A 14,891-nucleotide genomic window follows, 5' to 3' on the forward strand; every position below is an offset into this window, starting at 1 on the left:
CGTGTCGAAACGCGCTCCCGGCGACATCAAGACCTTCAACCTTATGAAAATAACGAGACCCCTATGGGCACAAGGCGTCTTTATGACGCCGCAGCACTTCCAGCAACAAGCGTTGTGGGAGCAGCTCGCGAACGCGCGCATCGCCGAGATGGCGAGCCCCGATCCTTGGGGCGTGATCGACGTGGCAGTCGACAAACAGGCGCTGGGCATCGATCGTGTGCAGTTCACCAAGCTGGTACTGCGCTTGCCCGATGGGACGCTCATCGACAGCGACACGTCCGACTGGCTCCCGGCCGCGCGCAGTCTCGATGACGTCGGCTCGCAATACGATGCGATAACGGTGCTCGCGGGTGTGGCGCTCGTCGATGCGCAAGGCGGCAACTGCATCGAGCCTGGGGCGAAACCCGCCCGGCCACGCCGGTTCGTGCGGGAGTATCTGCACGTCGCTGATTTGTACGGCGAAGGTAAGGAAGAAATCAGCGTCGAACGCCACGCCGTCTCTTTGCTGTTCGATTTCGAGGCGGGCGGCGATTACGTGACGTGCCCGGTTGCGCGCTTTATCCGCAATGCGCAGGGACGCTTCGAACTCGATGCGGCCTTCGTGCCGCCGTGCCTGTTCTTGTCGGCCAATACGATGTTGACGACACGCATGAAGCGCCTGTCGGAAATCCTCAGCGCGAAGAGCGCGAGCCTGGCGGTACGCCGGCGCGAACGTTCGGACCAGATCGCCGACTACGCGGTCGCCGACGTCTCGCTCTTCTGGCTGCTGCACAGCGTGAACTCGTCCTGGCCGGAACTCGCGCGGCTGGTGCAGGCACCGAATCAGCATCCGGAGCGGCTCTATGCGCTGCTTTCGCGGCTGGCGGGTTCGCTTCTGACTTTCTCCACGACGGAGACGTTGGTCGTCGCTGCGTGTCGGACGATCGAAGGTCCACACCGTCGACTGGCTACGGTCGCCCAACCATCGATGCGCCGCGCCGGGCTTGGCCCCGTAGAGGACCGGTTCATGGCGCCAGTGATAGTCGTGGTGGCCCAGCACGAAGTTCGGTTTGACCCACACGCCGACTTGCGCAAGCCGCCAGCCCGCGTCCATGAACGCCCGCCTGAAATTCAGCTCTTCGGTGTCGGCATGGAACACGTAGGCGGCAGCGCCGGGCGCCTCGTCTACGACGATCTAAGCTTGCTGGCCGATGCGGAAGTCCTCGCGATGCGACGCGACGCACAACGACGCGACCTAGTTGAATCTCTCACGAAATGACTTGGTGTCGCGCTCGCGATCAAGCGACGCTGCGCCGTACTGAAGCGGGATAAGCAGCATGAACGCGATGCACAGCCAGAGCGTCAAATCGACGTTCATCACGCCCGGTGCAATCTTGTGCAAACAGAGCGCAAACAGTGAAAGAGAAAGCATGCCAATCGCCCATACCACCGACAGAAGTGGAACGTGCTGCTCAGGCGGAAACTTGACCGGCGACGGTGCTACGCTCACCAGATTTAATGCCGCGCCCCCACGTCGCGGTGTGACCACCAGTTGCGCCCCCTGAGACTGCTTGACCATCTCCGCCGCGAGCGCCTGAATCAGCCATCCGGTGACTGGCCCTGGCAAGCCTAACGCACGGTCGAGGTCCTGTTCCTGCACGCTCAGGTCTGCATCGCGCGCGGCGCCTGCTGTCGCGTTTTTCATCTGCTTTTCCAGATTGCTGAACCACAGATGACGGATTTTCTTCTGCGGCGCTTGTTCCGCGCGTAGCAAAGTCGTCAGCGCTGCGCCCGCCGTCTCGGGTTCGGCGTAAATCGCACGCAGAATGCACGCGCTCGCCTTGAGGTCCTTCGCGCGGGCAAAGACTTTTGGCGTAGTGATTAGCACCGCGACGCCCGCTTCAGAGAACGTTCCCGCTTCATCCCGCTCGTGCAGCTGAAGCGCTATGACCAGTTGGTAATCCGATACCTGTTCGTTAAACCAAGCGTCGAGCAGTGGCACGTCGGCCCCGAGCGGTAGCCACAGAATTTCAGGCTGACCGGGCAAGTCGAGCTTGCGCCACGACCGCTCCAAAAGAAGTTTCTGGCTCTCATCAGATGCATGCAACAGTACTTCGAGCTTACCGTTACGCGTAACCTTCTTGATGGCATCCGTCAGATGCGTCAACAGCCGTTCCATTACCTGTTCCTGCCGACTTTCGCCAACCGACGCGTCCACGCCTCCGATTTGCAACGCCTTCTTCGGATTGATCGGCGGCGACGGCTCAAGACCAAGCATTCGAGCAGCAAGATCCTTCTCCGCTGTCAACACCACGCTGTCGATTAGCACAAGATGCGCACGCGCCCAATGCTGCCAGTTGGCGAAATGTATTGTACGAAGTAGATTCCACCATCTCGACCGGCGCCACAGGTCTTCGAAGAACTTACTGTGGAGCATGCAACACAAAGCAATCGTGAGCAGTGCTGGCGCGATGACTATGTCGAGCAAGAACTTCTCCGACATGGTTGTCTGGCCTTTGGGCCACTTCCAAATCGTCAAAGCGACCGCAATGAGTTCTATCAGCACGTACAGTCCAGCGTAAAACCAACCAGACGGCGGCTTCTGAAGTTCCTGCTCTACTGCGTCCGGGACGGGCCACTTCATGTTCATGTGATGCTCATCCCCGTGGCACTGGCGATCACCAGGCTCCCGCATTGCGTCCGACAGTGATGAACGATCCAACCGCGGCCCCCCTCGCTGTAGCCCGTTCCACACTCAACGATTGGATTGTCACCATGCTCCGGGCATGAAACGATGTCGTTCAGCAACGCGACTTTTCGACCGTCAAGACCGAACGTAGAAGACGCCGTTTTTACAAACCCCTTGTGCGTGGTTTCGTCACCAAGACAGACTGGATTGCTCATTTCTTCGTAGCCTTCGAGTCATGAATTGAGTTGTCACAAGCGTAGTGCTTTTGGCCCGACGGGGTTGCAAGATTTCGCGGCAATTGTGCATCGGACTCTATCCCAACACCTTTTGGTAGCTTTGCGTCTTGTCCGTACACGTAGCCTGGTGCCAATGGAACTCTGTCAGTGTAAGTGTCGCCAGCGTCACTAATCTTCTGTGTTATGTATAAGGAATCTTTTGTTACCGACATGAGATAATCCCCCGAGCTTTTTACAGAATCAAAGCTTTTGGCGTGGTCGTCATATTGAAGCCAGTTAAACGACCGTCCTCCATCCGACGAGTAGGCAAGGTAATTAATACAACCTCGATCGCCGCACAGATTGGTTGACACAGTCGGAATCACAACATTCATTCCTGTGGGATCGTCCACCACGAGTTCTCCGCGAAATCCTGCTGGCCACGTTAGTCCAATCTTCGTTCGAACACCGGATTTCGTATCGTTGTACCAAGTATCTCCCGAGCAGTCGTTATAGTTCTCAAGCGTAATGAATCTGTGGTCGTCAACTCGGTACACTACTTGCGGTGGCACACTGTAAGTTGTATCACGCGTACCTGTCGCGCTAGCGTTGGCACCCAGATTCGTCTCTGCCACAGGTCGCTCTTCGCAACCCGCAAACGTCACGATTATCAAGAAACCAACTAAAAATCTCCTCAGCATACGCCCCCCTTTTTCTGTGATCCAGTGGTATTAGTCGGATCCGAGAATTTGTCCGAGTTCTGTCGCGCAATGTGATCCGGACGCAGAGCAACAACAAGCTGCGGATGGAAGACTGGGCGGGCGAAGAGGGCATCAAACTCAGCACCGAGCATTCGGGCAAGTCGCAGCTTAACCTCGGTCACCTGGTCGATTCAAAGCTGGAAAAGCGCGGTAGCGGCTACGAGCTTCGCTCGGATGGCTTCGGCGCGCTGAGAGCCGGATCGGGCATGTTGATCTCGACCGATAAGCAGGAGCTGGCCGAAGGCAAACAGATCGACATGACTGCCGGCATGAATCAGCTGCAGATCGTATGCGCTCAGGCTGATGGTTTAACACAGGCGGCGTCCGTCGCGAATGCCGAAATCGCCGATCTGAAGGCCGAAAACCAATGGCTCAAGGACAGCGTGAATGAGCTGCGCGAGGCGGTCATGTTGCTTTCATCGCCTAAAGGCATCGCGCTGGCGACGCCCGATCGCATTTCCGTAGCGGCCGGCAAGGACGTGAACGTCAACACCAGCGCGGGCTTCAACGTCAGCACAATGCGTAACGTGGTGCTGGCCGCGACCAACGCGATATCACTGTTCGCTCAGAAGATGGGGCTGAAGTTGTATGCAGCGCATGGCAAGGTCCAGATCCAGGCGCAGTCGGACGCAATGGAGTTGGTCGCGCAGCAGAACATGCAACTGTGCAGCGCAGCCGGAACGCTGACGGCCAACGCGGCCAATGGCGTCGTGCTGAGTGGTGGCGGCAGCGCTTACATCAAGGTTCAAGGCGATAACGTCGAGATCGGTGGCGCGGGCAATCTCATCCTGAAGATTATCGAAATGCAGAAGGAGGGGCCTGGATCATTGAGCTTGCCGTTGCCTAAATTTAGTCAGACCAACGTTAAGAATGACCAGAAATTTGTACTGTGTGATGACTTGACTGGACGTCCGTTGGCGAATCGCCCGTATCGAATTGAGTTTTCGGACGGCAAGATTTTAGACGGTAAGACGAATGAAAATGGTGAGACATCTATTTTAAAAAGTGATGTGGTCCAAAGTATGAAGCTCATTCTTTCCTAATAAGGTATTTCAAGAATGCCGAATAATAAAAATCCGCAAGTCGACGCGAGCGACGGACGTCAAACCTTAAAGACGGCCACTAGTGTAACGCCGAAACAAACCGACCATTTTGGTCGACCATATTGGGAATCATAGAATGGCAGGAAGCTATATCTGGGCCGAGCCTGATAAGAACCAGATGGTGAATATCAACGCGGAGAAGGTTCCCAATCCGGTGACAGCCGAGGAAATGTCGCGACGTCGACCTTACACGGTCACTCGAATGCGTAAAGGAGAGTTCGTAAGGGAGACAGTTGACCGCTATTTCGAACAGGCACGGAGCGATCAGGATGTGCTGGGTGCCCGTGACAAGCAAGGGAACTATCTTGATCCGGGAGTACCGTATTTCGAAACGTCACTTGATGTACTCGGAGCGAATAGGCGTCAGCAAGTCCTTTATTCATACGAGCGTTATCAGCCGATGCCGACCAACCATAGCACGCTGCCTCAACACGTTGAGTTTATGCGTCGTGTCGCCGCATGGGATCTGCCGATCGGATTCTGCGACTCCTATAAATCTCGCGATTTTTGGCTGAATCTAGTCCGCGACGCAGACTGGACCGGACTGGGCGATCCTTACTTCACCACCGGATTTCTTGAAGTGCCCCCCGTTCCGAGCGGGATTGATAAACAGACTGCCATCGATAAAACTGCCGGAACCGGTGCTGAATCACTTCGGAAGTACTACGAGTTGAGACAACAGAAAGGTCATGAAGCCGCGGCGCAAGAAGCCATCTACGATCGTTCGTGATATGATCGACCGCCTGGCTGTTGTGATGGAATCCTAATATCTCAGGTTTGTCCGGATCTCCGTCACGAAATCCAATCACTACTTCGGTGTTGTCGAGTCCCGGGAAGTGAAATCCCGTCTGCAACGCCCCCGCGAACGGCTTGGCCAGACGCAACGGTACGCTCTCGCCGCCGCGAGGCCACTCCTGAAAATCTACGTCGAAACGTACTGTGTAGTAGCCGGCGGCCGATAAGAACGCATATTTGTACTTATCCGGCGACGTGACCCGGCCGCTGAGCGTGCCCGCGATCTTCGGATATCTGGACTCGTCGATCTTCAGCCGAAAGCGCCGATCCGCAGGAATCGCTTTGAAGGTGTTGCTGTAGGCTTTGTCACGCGCGCCACTATGCGTGACTTCGATCGCAACCAGTCCATCTTCGGCGTCCGGCAAGTCGGTATCCGTGCGGAACACGCGACCGCACCGCAACTCCTGCACATTGCTCTCACCCTCGAAAAGGACCTGCCGGCAGATCGCTTCTTCGTGATACAGCTGAGCCTTGCGCTGAGCCTCCGCCTGATCCAAATGTGCGGTGCCGTAGATGTACGGCGTGCCATAGGTGGTTGGATCCTGCGGCGCGACATTCTCTTCCGCCCTGAAACGCTCGTAGGCCTGATCGGGGTTATAGTCCGCTACCACGACCGACTGCGGCACAACGTGCGTATGGCACGCCAGTTCATACACTGATTCAATGGCCGCTTCTAAACCGGCATTCTCGCGATACGGAACGATGCGGGCGGGATCATAGACGTAGTGATCGATATCATCGGCAAAGACGATTCGGTCGCCATGCTCGGTTTCTTCGATAAAGAGATAGATTCCCCACTTCGCCATCAGCATCTGCAAGTACGCCAGGTCATCCTGCGCGTACTGGAAGCGGAACAGCATCTGCGGATACTTGCTCCGTAGCCGGAAAATGTACTGATGCGGCATCAATCCGTGACGAACCAGCACCGCCTCCAGGATGTCCGGGATTGTCTTGTGTTGGTAAATTTTTGTATCACGAACACCTTCGAGCCTTGCCAGATGCGACTTGAGAACGATTTCGTAACTCACGAAATCGTGGGTGGTCTTTAGCTTGGAAAACGACGCGATAAAGCCGGACCACTTTCTGACCGAGCCGTCATCTGACTGCAAAGAAAACGTTGCGTCCCGGTTGAGGTAGTCACGACGAGAGACGACACGCGGGTGCGTCACCTTCAGGGTGACGACACTGGGACTGCCCATCTTCTCGGAGATGTGATGCGAGGACACCGACAAGAACGCCGCGCCGTCGGTGCCGGGCACTTCGAGGTGCTGGGACTGTCGCCCGGTCACTCGACTGGCAATCCCCTCCATTCTGTCCAGTACGGTGGACATGCTCATACGCTCCTTTTTATGCACTGCTATCGAAACCTGCCAAAAGGCAAGTGGTGATCAGCTTCAGAGCGCATGCGCTCGTAGGGGGAAGATCTTATCGAAACCTCGGCGCTGCCGATACACGAATTATCCTAGACGATCGCCAGCGACTTGGTCGTTTCTAGCTCTTTAATCAAGGATTCCTTCTGGAGCACTCAGCGAGCTTGCGTCTGCGGCAATAGTTTCGCTCGCGTGGCGCTGGGCTGCGGCAGGTTAAGCGACCCGCTATGATTACCGCTGTCGGTAAGGGTGTTGGAGTTGCCTTCGATATAGATCAGCGTGCAGGCGCTGAGCAGCAACGCGCTCAGGAACGCGACGATGACGACGGCCATCCATCGCAATTTTCTTCTCATCGCATCCCCGCCAGATAGTGCGCCATTACACGCTCAGCACTGAGCGCTCGGTCGTACAGCGCCATCTCGCCGATCACACCGTTGAGCGCACCGCAGGTCCAGCCCGTCGCACCAATCTGCAGCACCGGCTGAGTCGTGACGTTGAAGGCGTTTGAGGATGCGAGCAGCACGCCATTCAGATAAAGACGGTAAGCGTCGTTTTGGTAGGTCACGACATGGTGATTGGCCGTGCCCGGCGCAGGCGCGGTGTTGCTGTCCGATTGCACGTTCTGGTAGCTCGCAGGCCAGAGAATCACGTTGTACGACGCACCATTGCTGGCATAGGCCTCACCTTGCTTCACGATGTCCAGATGAATGCCCTGCGGCAGACGGCAGGCGACCGTCACCGTGTCGCCGGACGCGTCCGGTGCGATGGGTGGTGTCGCGGCGGCAGGTTGCGCGACAGGTGACGCCGCCGAGATATCGGACGGCGACTGCGCGTCCGGACGGGTGGTGCGCGTGGCCATGTTGGCTCCTACACGCCGAGCATCGAAGCGACTGCGAACGGTTGAAAAATCACCGTGCCCCACGTGCCCTGCGACTTCTTCTGTTTGAAGCTGCTGGTGTCGCGCACGATGCCGTGCGCACGCAGCTTCTCGGTGAAGGCGCAGAAACCTGTCTTTTGCCCCTCGATCTCCTCGGCGATCAGTTGCATAAGGTTGCCGCCGGTCGGATTCTGGTATTGCACTGCGGTCTCGACGCGCAGGTTCGGGAAGTTCTTTTTCAGCATGTCCGAGACGTTCACGTTGTAGATGTTGGTGGTCGTCAGCGCCACGCTCGACGATGGCGCCATCGCCAGCGTCATGCGCGCGTCCATCTCGATCAGCCCGCCCGACTGCAATACCAGCTCGTTAAAGAGCGTCTGGATGTCGGTGTAAATTTCGTTGGCGGTAGTCCACCTCGCCTGAGCTCACATTCTCTTCGCCGTTCGACGACGCCCACGCGAAACGACCGACCGTCACACCGTTTGGCCCGGCGACAAGCGCGCCGGGACCCGCCAGCACCGATGCGCGCGGATTGGCCGACGCGAAGTCGCCCTCGACGGCCGGCGACGGCTGCACATATACCTGAGTCTGAACGCCCATGATGTCCCTCCCCCCGATTGGTCACCCCAGTTGCTTGATGCCGTTTGCATGCGGATAGCGTTCGGCGAAGCTCTTCATCGAGGCGGCGTCCATGGCGACTCGCGCGCGCTGCAGCCCTGGCTTCGGCTGCGCCTCGAGGATCGCACGAAAGGCGCTCGGGTGAATGCCGTCAAGCGCGATGCCGAGCGTGCTGAGCGCCGCGCGATAGACTGCCTCCGCGCTGTCCTGCGCAAGGGCCAGATGACCGACCCACGGCTGCACGAAGGATTCGGCGTCGGCTACCGCCCGCATGCGCCGGATCGCCGCGGTCTCCGCATCCTTGGCCGCCTGCTTGACCGCTTCACGCATCGCGGCGTCCATCGCCACTCGAGCCTCACGTTGGACGTCGCGACGAACTTGCGCGAGGGCTTACGAGCTCTGCATTCGACTAATGAACATCAACACACGATCAGAAATCGCGACCGACACGCTGCCTAATCGTAAGCGCCGAAAGTTGATATGTGCCGGCATGGCAAGCGCTGCTGCTGCCACGCTGCACGATTGGCAGGTTGCCGCCGAATCATCGCGCATTCTCATCACTGACGTTACGCTGCTCAACCCTGTGTACGTTAATCGCTTGCTCAGCCCTCGTACGACGGACGAGATTCAACGGGCGGTCGCCACGTCTACCGGTCCGATCTGCATGGGCGGTGGGCGCTATAGCATGGGCGGCCAGATCGCAAGCGCGGGAAGCCTTCACCTGGATATGCGTCAGTTCAACCGAGTGGTGTATTTCTCGCCAAAAGATTGGGTTGTACACCGATCCGGTGAGAATCAGTGTGCAGAGCAATCTGCTCGTGCTCGAAGGTGCGGATCCGAAAGCCGTGAAACGCGATGCGCCGCAGCAGTCCGTATCGAACGCCGGGGCGGCTGCCGCGTCGGCGGCGTCGAGTGTCTCGGGAGCCGCCGCCGCGAGCAAAGCGGCGGCGCAGAGCGTCAACACGGCGACCGACGCGCTCACAAGCGCCAAAGCGAGCGCAAGTTCGCTCTCGAAGAGCGCCGGCGGGTTGCTTTCCAAATGACAATTTTCGGAGCGCCCCTCGAAAGAGTGATCCTTAACTCGTCAACTGCATGCTCAGGCAGACGAATTCGGCTGGCCCGCTGTAGCCCGCTACGCGCGAGCATTGCAACTTCATGAAGTGAGCGATGCCGGCGCTGATTCTGAGCGATGTCGAGCCGCTGTCGAAACGTGAGCCTGATCGCATTACCGTATAACCTGATTTCGTTGCCTTGCCTGGTGAGTTTGGGCCAACCGAAACTGAGAAATGGCTTCCAACCGAGATATGGAAGTCATGAAGAAGAGCCGATTCACGGAAGAACTGATGGTCACGATGCTGCGCGAGACAAACAAGGCGTCGGTCGTAGGTGGCTGAGAAACCCGCTGTGTCCGCAATGCTCGCAGACGACACATTCGCTGTCGCGCAGGCAGCGTCCGTCGCGTTCGGTTTCTGGGGTCGCAATCAGCCTGGTCAGTCAGGCTTTTCGCATCAACGTCGTCCTCGACTTCCAAATCCCAAGTCGCATTTCCACTCCTTCACGACCAACGCAGACATCGCGCCTTCCCCCACGCGTGCGAAAATCTCCTCCACACCCACCATCTTCGCTTCAAGCACGCCAAAGGACCCGTCCATGGACATTCCCCACGTTCTGCAAGCCATCGCGCATCAGGAGCACACGCTCGTGTTCCCGCAATTTCACTCGGAACACGCGTGGCAAATCGGTTCGCAATTGCGCGAGATGGCGCTGGCGCGCGATGCGGCCATCGTCATCGATGTGCGTACCTTCGGGCGCCAGCTTTTCTACGCAGCGCTCGACAACACCACACCCGACAACGCGCGCTGGGTCGAGCGCAAGTCGCGCACCGTCGAGCATTTCCGCCGCAGTTCGTATGCGATCGGCCTCACGCTGCAACAGGCCGGCACGACGCTCGCGGACAAGTACACGCTCGATCCCAAAGCGTTCGCGACGCACGGCGGCGCATTCCCGCTGCGCGTGCAGGGCGCGGGCGTGATCGGTTCCGTCGCGGTGTCGGGACTTCCGCAGCGCGATGACCATCAGCTTGTGGTCGAAGCACTATGCGCCGTGCTCGGCCAGAACTTCGGCGACCTGTCTCTCGGACGCGACTAAAAGAGAGCCCCGACGCCGATGCGCTCAACCGCTTATGTGCTTCTCGCCATCGCGATCGTCGCCGAAGTCATCGCGACTTCCGCGCTGCGCGCCTCCGATGGCTTCACGCGCGCGCTGCCCGCCGCGATCGTCGTGGCCGGATACGGGTTGTCGTTCTATCTGCTGTCGCTGACGCTGCGCGCGTTGCCGGTCGGCATCGTGTATGCGGTGTGGTCGGGCGCGGGCATCGTGCTCATCACGCTCGTCGCGGCGCTGCTCTTCAAACAGACGCCCGATCTGCCCGCGATGCTCGGCATGGGTCTCATCGTCGCCGGCGTGGTCGTGCTCAACGCCTTCTCGAAGATGAGCGCGCATTGATGCGCTCTACTTGCAACGCACGATCATCGAACGGTTCTTGACGTTCGCGGAGACCACGTTGCTGATGCCGCCGCCGGTCGGGCCGCCTTCCTCGTTGTCCTTCGACACGATGTCGTAACCGGTCGCGCCGCATTTCTTGCCGGCGAGCACGTAGCAGCTCGCCCAGCTCGATCCGGCGTCGGCGCCGCTGCAGTTGACCGCGTAGCCGGTCTGTCCATCGGGCAGATTGATGAGCGATGCTTCGTTCGACGACGCGCAGGCGCCGAGACCCGAGATCGCGACGACAGCCGCGCCGAGCGTCGCGACGCGTGCGGAGATACGGCGCAAGCGCCGACCGGATTCCTTCATCTTTACCTCGTGAGAGCGAATTGCGATGCGCGCCGCAGTGCCTCGAGCTTCGCGGCGAGGGCGCGTTTTTTGAGAGACGCATTGTCCCATACGCGCCTTACGCGACACGTAAGCGGTTGTTAGCGCAACCCGCGCGGGCGCGATGCTTGCGATCAAACCGTGAGAGCGCCCGTATGCGCGTCAAGCCGCCTGATGAACTATTTTCCGGATCGCGCGCCTTATTCATCTGGCGTTTCGGTTGAAATTGCCGCCGATATCGGCGAAAACCGGCGCATGCGCGGCCAATTGAACGGAGGCAAAACCATGGCAGAACGAGTCACGGGGCCATATCGTGGGTATTACATCAGCGCTTCGGCGCGGCTCGTGCAGTCGCACGGCGAAAACGACGGTGAAGCGCCGATCTATGTCGGCTCGGTGAGCCTCGCGCGCGGCGGCCCGGACGATGTCCATCGTTTCGAAGCGCTCGTCGATCTCGGTCCCGAGCGGCGCTTCGCAACCGAAGACGAGGCGCTCGCACACGTCGAGCAGGCCGCGCGCGAATACATCGACCGCTTGCTGCAATCGACGTAATGCGCCCCGTTCATCTTCGACATACCGTGCTGTACGACGTCGCGAACAGCCTGATCGATCTGTTTCCGAGCGGCGCGGACGTCGCGGAAATCGGCGCGGAGCCGACGCCGGCGCTTTTCGTGAGCTGGCGCACCGGCGGCGTCGCGAATCATCCGGGCAATGTCGCGTGGGGCGTGCATTACCGATTCGACGCGCAAGTGTTGCGCGACTATCCGCATCTGTCGCTGGATGCGCGTCAACGCGTGTGCGACCGCGTGCGCGAAATGAGCCGGCTGCTCGACTTCAACTATGCCGATCCGCTTGCAAGCTCGCTGCTCGTCGTCGATGTCGACGAATCCGTGCTTGCGGCATGAGCGGCGCGGCGCTGGACCGCCCGGCGCGAGCGCGAGTACCATAGTCGCCGAATCGATTCGTGCGATCGTTCGCGGCGCCGCGAGCGGACCCGCATCGAACGCAGCGATAGAAGTGATTTCAGCGCTTGAACGTCTTCAGCAACGAGACAATCATGAATATCCGATTCCTTCCGGACGCGCCCGATTACCGCGATTCCAACCTGACCGTCGAGTTCGCCGCGATCGTAGATGGCCGGCGCGTGCCGTGCGCCATTTCGGTCGAAGCGCTCGAAGATCACTTCGGCGCGCAGACCTATGACAGCGCCGGCTGGATCGACGCATTCGATGCGGGCCGCACGCGCATCGAAGCGGTCGCGCGGGAGCATCTGCGCGTGACCAACGGCATGCCCGTGCTCCTGAAAAGCGGACACTTTCCGCCGGGGCGCGTCACCGTCTGACGCACCTTCGTTCATCTCTTACACGGCGCGATGTAAGACCTGCATCGCGCCGCCTCTTTATTCGCGCGGGACACGCCGCGCCTCCTTCCGCGTGATCGCGCAACGGAGTACCATCCATCTATTCGCCGCACGCGATGCGATTCGCTCGGCACATTACTTGCTCAACGCCATGCGCTTGGGCGGTCAAATATAAAAATCGCGCGGGGTCGTCATGCTTCAATCCTTTCTTCACTCACTTGTCGAGTCCAATGCGCTATGGCTCATCTGGGCAGCCGTTGGTGTGCTGATTCTTGCGCTGTGCATCGTGTTCGCGTCGGTCGTGCTGCGCGACTCGGACGAGCCGCTTTATCGCGCGGCTTCGCGACGGGACGACGACGGCAAGATGACCGTCTGAGCGCGCGCCCGCGCGTCGCAATTTGACTTCGAAAGAGGCGGTGCCGACAATGCCTCGCATGGGTTCGCAAGAGCGCCGCACGGAGCAAAGACGCGAGCAGCGCGAGGCGCTGCGCGAGCGCATACTCGAGGTCTCGCGCGAGATCGTGAAGCGCGAGGGCTTTGCATCGCTATCGATGAGAAAGCTGGCCGAGGCGATCGATTATTCGCCCGCCGCGCTCTATCTTCACTTCAAGAGCCGTGGCGATATCGCGCGGGCGTTGCGCGTGGAAGGGCACGCGAGTCTGCGCGACGCGTTCCTCGCCCATACATCGATTGCAGATCCGGCCGCGCGCCTGAACGCGATGGGCCGCGCGTATGTCGAATTCGGGCTGGCCGAGCCCGAGACGTATCGGCTGATGTTCATGGAGCACACGGATTCCGCGCAGGCAGTCGCCGAGGCCCAGCGCAAAGGCGACGATCACGCGGCGGAGCAAGGCGCGGCGACGCTTTCGCTGATCGCGGACGCGTTCGCCGAATTGCGTGCCGCCGACCGGCTGCCCGCGCACGCCGCGCCGCTCGCGTGCGCGGAAGGCCTGTGGGCGAATCTGCATGGCATCGTCGCGCTGAAGCTGACCGGCGCGGCGCTGCCCGAGACGCCGGCCACGACGCTCGTCGAGTTGTCGCTCGACGCGTGGTTCGCGCCGGCCAACCGAACCGAACCTCGATTCATCTCAGCGAATCGACCCGACACTTCAACACGATGACCACCGAAGACATCCGTATCGACACCGCCAACGGCATCGGCTTCATTGCGCTCGATCGTCCGAAGGCACTCAACGCGTTGACCCCGCCGATGCTGCGCGCGATCAGCGAGGCTTTGCGCGCGTGGCGCCACGATCAGGCGATCCGCGCCGTCATCGTCTATAGCCCGCACGTGCGCGCGTTTTGCGCGGGCGGCGATATCCGCTTTCTGTACGAGTCCGCGCAGGCGGGCGACCGGGCGGCGATCGACGCGTTCTTCACCGACGAATACAAGCTCAATCACGCGATCTTCACGTTCCCGAAGCCGTATGTCGCGGTCGTGAACGGCGTCGTGATGGGCGGCGGCATGGGCATCTCGCAGGGCGCGCATCACACGGGCGGCCTGCGCGTCGTCACGCAATCGACGAAGATGGCGATGCCCGAGACGCGCATCGGTCTCTTTCCCGATGTCGGCGTGAGCTGGTTCCTCGCGCGCACGCCCGGGGCGATCGGCCGTTATCTCGCGGCGACGGGCGCGAGCCTTTCCGCCGCGGACGCGCTGTACGCCCGCATGGCGGACGCTTATCTCGACGACGGCGCGCTGCCGGGCCTCATCGAATCGCTCAGGCATCAGCGTTTTCTCGATGGCGTCGAGATCGTGCGCTTCGTGCAGAACGAAACGACGAAGTACAAGGTCGCGCCGATTCCCGAAAAGGGCGAGCTGGCCGCCGCGCGCACGATGATCGACAAGCACTTCGCGGCGGGCAACGGCGCGTCGATCCTCGCGTCGCTCGAACGCGAGGCGGACATCGGCAACGACTGGGCGAAACGCACGGCCGCCGAGCTGCGCGAGCGCTCGCCGCTGTCCGTCGATGTAGCGTTGCAGCAGGTCGATCGCGCGAAATTCTCGACGATGGCCGAGACGCTGCGCCGCGATCTCGATCTGACGCGCACGATGTTCGAGCGCGGCGATGTGCTGGAAGGCATCCGCGCGCGCATCGTGGACAAGGACAACGAGCCGCGCTGGAAGATCGCGCGCGCCGAGGATGTGAACGCCGCCGATGTCGATCGCATGTTCGAAAGCGCGTGGACGCCCGCGGCGCATCCGCTGCGGCTGTTGAAGGACTGACGCTGTGAAAAGCGGCCCGCGCGGGC

General features: G+C 60.0%; 21 protein-coding genes. 11 read left to right on the top strand and 10 right to left on the bottom strand.

Going from position 1 to position 14,891, the window contains the following annotated elements; all coding sequences use genetic code 11:
* Window positions 1-43 precede the first annotated feature (43 nt).
* On the top strand, window positions 44-1,258 hold the full coding sequence (gene tssK / locus BG60_RS28565) for a type VI secretion system baseplate subunit TssK (RefSeq protein WP_241484903.1): 1,215 nt from the start codon (window positions 44-46) through the stop codon (window positions 1,256-1,258).
* Here tssK and BG60_RS28570 read toward each other — a convergent pair.
* Genes BG60_RS28570 through BG60_RS40205 form a run of 3 tightly spaced genes read right to left on the bottom strand, consistent with a single transcriptional unit; the run spans window position 1,235 to window position 3,584 of the window.
* Window positions 1,235-2,629 (bottom strand): hypothetical protein, encoded by a 1,395-nt coding sequence (locus BG60_RS28570; protein ID WP_075583563.1) that lies wholly within the window; start codon window positions 2,627-2,629, stop codon window positions 1,235-1,237. The two genes, tssK and BG60_RS28570, sit on opposite strands and share 24 nt — an antisense overlap.
* Entirely contained in the window at window positions 2,626-2,883 is a 258-nt protein-coding gene (locus BG60_RS37210; protein WP_075583564.1) for a PAAR domain-containing protein, read from the bottom strand. The genes BG60_RS28570 and BG60_RS37210 overlap by 4 nt, the downstream gene beginning before the upstream one ends.
* Window positions 2,880-3,584: a T6SS immunity protein Tli3 family protein gene (locus tag BG60_RS40205; RefSeq protein ID WP_075583565.1), complete on the bottom strand. Its 705-nt coding sequence runs from the start codon at window positions 3,582-3,584 to the stop codon at window positions 2,880-2,882. The genes BG60_RS37210 and BG60_RS40205 overlap by 4 nt, the downstream gene beginning before the upstream one ends.
* A gap of 71 nt (window positions 3,585-3,655) precedes the next feature.
* Here BG60_RS40205 and BG60_RS28575 point away from each other — a divergent pair, with 71 nt between their 5' ends.
* Window positions 3,656-4,687, top strand: coding sequence for a DUF2345 domain-containing protein (locus BG60_RS28575; protein WP_051996681.1), 1,032 nt, complete (start codon window positions 3,656-3,658; stop codon window positions 4,685-4,687).
* 620 nt (window positions 4,688-5,307) lie between these two features.
* Here BG60_RS28575 and BG60_RS28580 read toward each other — a convergent pair.
* From BG60_RS28580 to BG60_RS28600, 6 genes are all read right to left on the bottom strand, one after another.
* Window positions 5,308-6,873 carry a type VI secretion system Vgr family protein gene (locus BG60_RS28580; protein ID WP_081851896.1) on the bottom strand — a complete coding sequence of 522 codons (1,566 nt, stop codon included), beginning with the start codon at window positions 6,871-6,873 and terminating at the stop codon, window positions 5,308-5,310.
* 194 nt (window positions 6,874-7,067) lie between these two features.
* On the bottom strand, window positions 7,068-7,244 hold the full coding sequence (locus tag BG60_RS38815) for a hypothetical protein (protein WP_160172911.1): 177 nt from the start codon (window positions 7,242-7,244) through the stop codon (window positions 7,068-7,070).
* 17 nt (window positions 7,245-7,261) lie between these two features.
* The gene (locus BG60_RS28585; protein ID WP_034473613.1) at window positions 7,262-7,771 is read right to left on the bottom strand and encodes a LamG domain-containing protein; all 510 of its coding nucleotides are present in this window, start codon (window positions 7,769-7,771) and stop codon (window positions 7,262-7,264) included.
* 8 nt (window positions 7,772-7,779) lie between these two features.
* Window positions 7,780-8,109 carry a hypothetical protein gene (locus BG60_RS28590; RefSeq protein WP_152563237.1) on the bottom strand — a complete coding sequence of 110 codons (330 nt, stop codon included), beginning with the start codon at window positions 8,107-8,109 and terminating at the stop codon, window positions 7,780-7,782.
* Window positions 8,110-8,155: 46 nt separating this feature from the next.
* On the bottom strand, window positions 8,156-8,389 hold the full coding sequence (locus tag BG60_RS28595) for a gp53 minor capsid family protein (protein WP_051996687.1): 234 nt from the start codon (window positions 8,387-8,389) through the stop codon (window positions 8,156-8,158).
* Window positions 8,390-8,410: 21 nt separating this feature from the next.
* Entirely contained in the window at window positions 8,411-8,749 is a 339-nt protein-coding gene (locus tag BG60_RS28600; protein WP_034473615.1) for a hypothetical protein, read from the bottom strand.
* A 446-nt stretch (window positions 8,750-9,195) separates the two neighbouring features.
* Here BG60_RS28600 and BG60_RS36400 point away from each other — a divergent pair, with 446 nt between their 5' ends.
* From BG60_RS36400 to BG60_RS28615, 3 genes are all read left to right on the top strand, one after another.
* The gene (locus BG60_RS36400) at window positions 9,196-9,450 is read left to right on the top strand and encodes a hypothetical protein (protein ID WP_241484901.1); all 255 of its coding nucleotides are present in this window, start codon (window positions 9,196-9,198) and stop codon (window positions 9,448-9,450) included.
* 607 nt (window positions 9,451-10,057) lie between these two features.
* Entirely contained in the window at window positions 10,058-10,555 is a 498-nt protein-coding gene (locus BG60_RS28610) for a heme-degrading domain-containing protein (RefSeq protein WP_034473617.1), read from the top strand.
* Window positions 10,556-10,573: 18 nt separating this feature from the next.
* Window positions 10,574-10,912: a DMT family transporter gene (locus BG60_RS28615; RefSeq protein ID WP_008349954.1), complete on the top strand. Its 339-nt coding sequence runs from the start codon at window positions 10,574-10,576 to the stop codon at window positions 10,910-10,912.
* 6 nt (window positions 10,913-10,918) lie between these two features.
* On the opposite strand, the gene BG60_RS28620 is transcribed toward BG60_RS28615, so the two are convergent.
* Entirely contained in the window at window positions 10,919-11,260 is a 342-nt protein-coding gene (locus BG60_RS28620) for a hypothetical protein (RefSeq protein WP_034473619.1), read from the bottom strand.
* A gap of 303 nt (window positions 11,261-11,563) precedes the next feature.
* Between BG60_RS28620 and BG60_RS28625 the strand changes: the two genes are divergently transcribed.
* The 6 genes from BG60_RS28625 to BG60_RS28650 all read left to right on the top strand — a co-directional run bounded on the left by BG60_RS28625 (window position 11,564) and on the right by BG60_RS28650 (window position 14,865).
* A complete protein-coding gene (locus BG60_RS28625; protein WP_033535792.1) occupies window positions 11,564-11,830 on the top strand; it encodes a hypothetical protein in 267 nt (88 codons plus the stop codon).
* Window positions 11,830-12,183, top strand: coding sequence for a hypothetical protein (locus BG60_RS28630; protein ID WP_008349948.1), 354 nt, complete (start codon window positions 11,830-11,832; stop codon window positions 12,181-12,183). Before BG60_RS28625 ends, BG60_RS28630 begins: the two co-directional genes overlap by 1 nt.
* 152 nt (window positions 12,184-12,335) lie before the next feature.
* Complete coding sequence (locus BG60_RS28635) at window positions 12,336-12,620, top strand: DUF1488 family protein (protein ID WP_008349946.1); 285 nt, start codon at window positions 12,336-12,338, stop codon at window positions 12,618-12,620.
* A 211-nt stretch (window positions 12,621-12,831) separates the two neighbouring features.
* A complete protein-coding gene (locus BG60_RS28640; RefSeq protein WP_008349944.1) occupies window positions 12,832-13,014 on the top strand; it encodes a hypothetical protein in 183 nt (60 codons plus the stop codon).
* Between the two features lie 58 nt (window positions 13,015-13,072).
* Entirely contained in the window at window positions 13,073-13,759 is a 687-nt protein-coding gene (locus BG60_RS28645) for a TetR/AcrR family transcriptional regulator (protein ID WP_008349942.1), read from the top strand.
* Complete coding sequence (locus BG60_RS28650; RefSeq protein WP_034473621.1) at window positions 13,756-14,865, top strand: enoyl-CoA hydratase/isomerase family protein; 1,110 nt, start codon at window positions 13,756-13,758, stop codon at window positions 14,863-14,865. Before BG60_RS28645 ends, BG60_RS28650 begins: the two co-directional genes overlap by 4 nt.
* Window positions 14,866-14,891 lie beyond the last annotated feature (26 nt).

The organism is Caballeronia zhejiangensis (genome assembly GCF_000698575.1).
Lineage (GTDB): Bacteria > Pseudomonadota > Gammaproteobacteria > Burkholderiales > Burkholderiaceae > Caballeronia > Caballeronia zhejiangensis.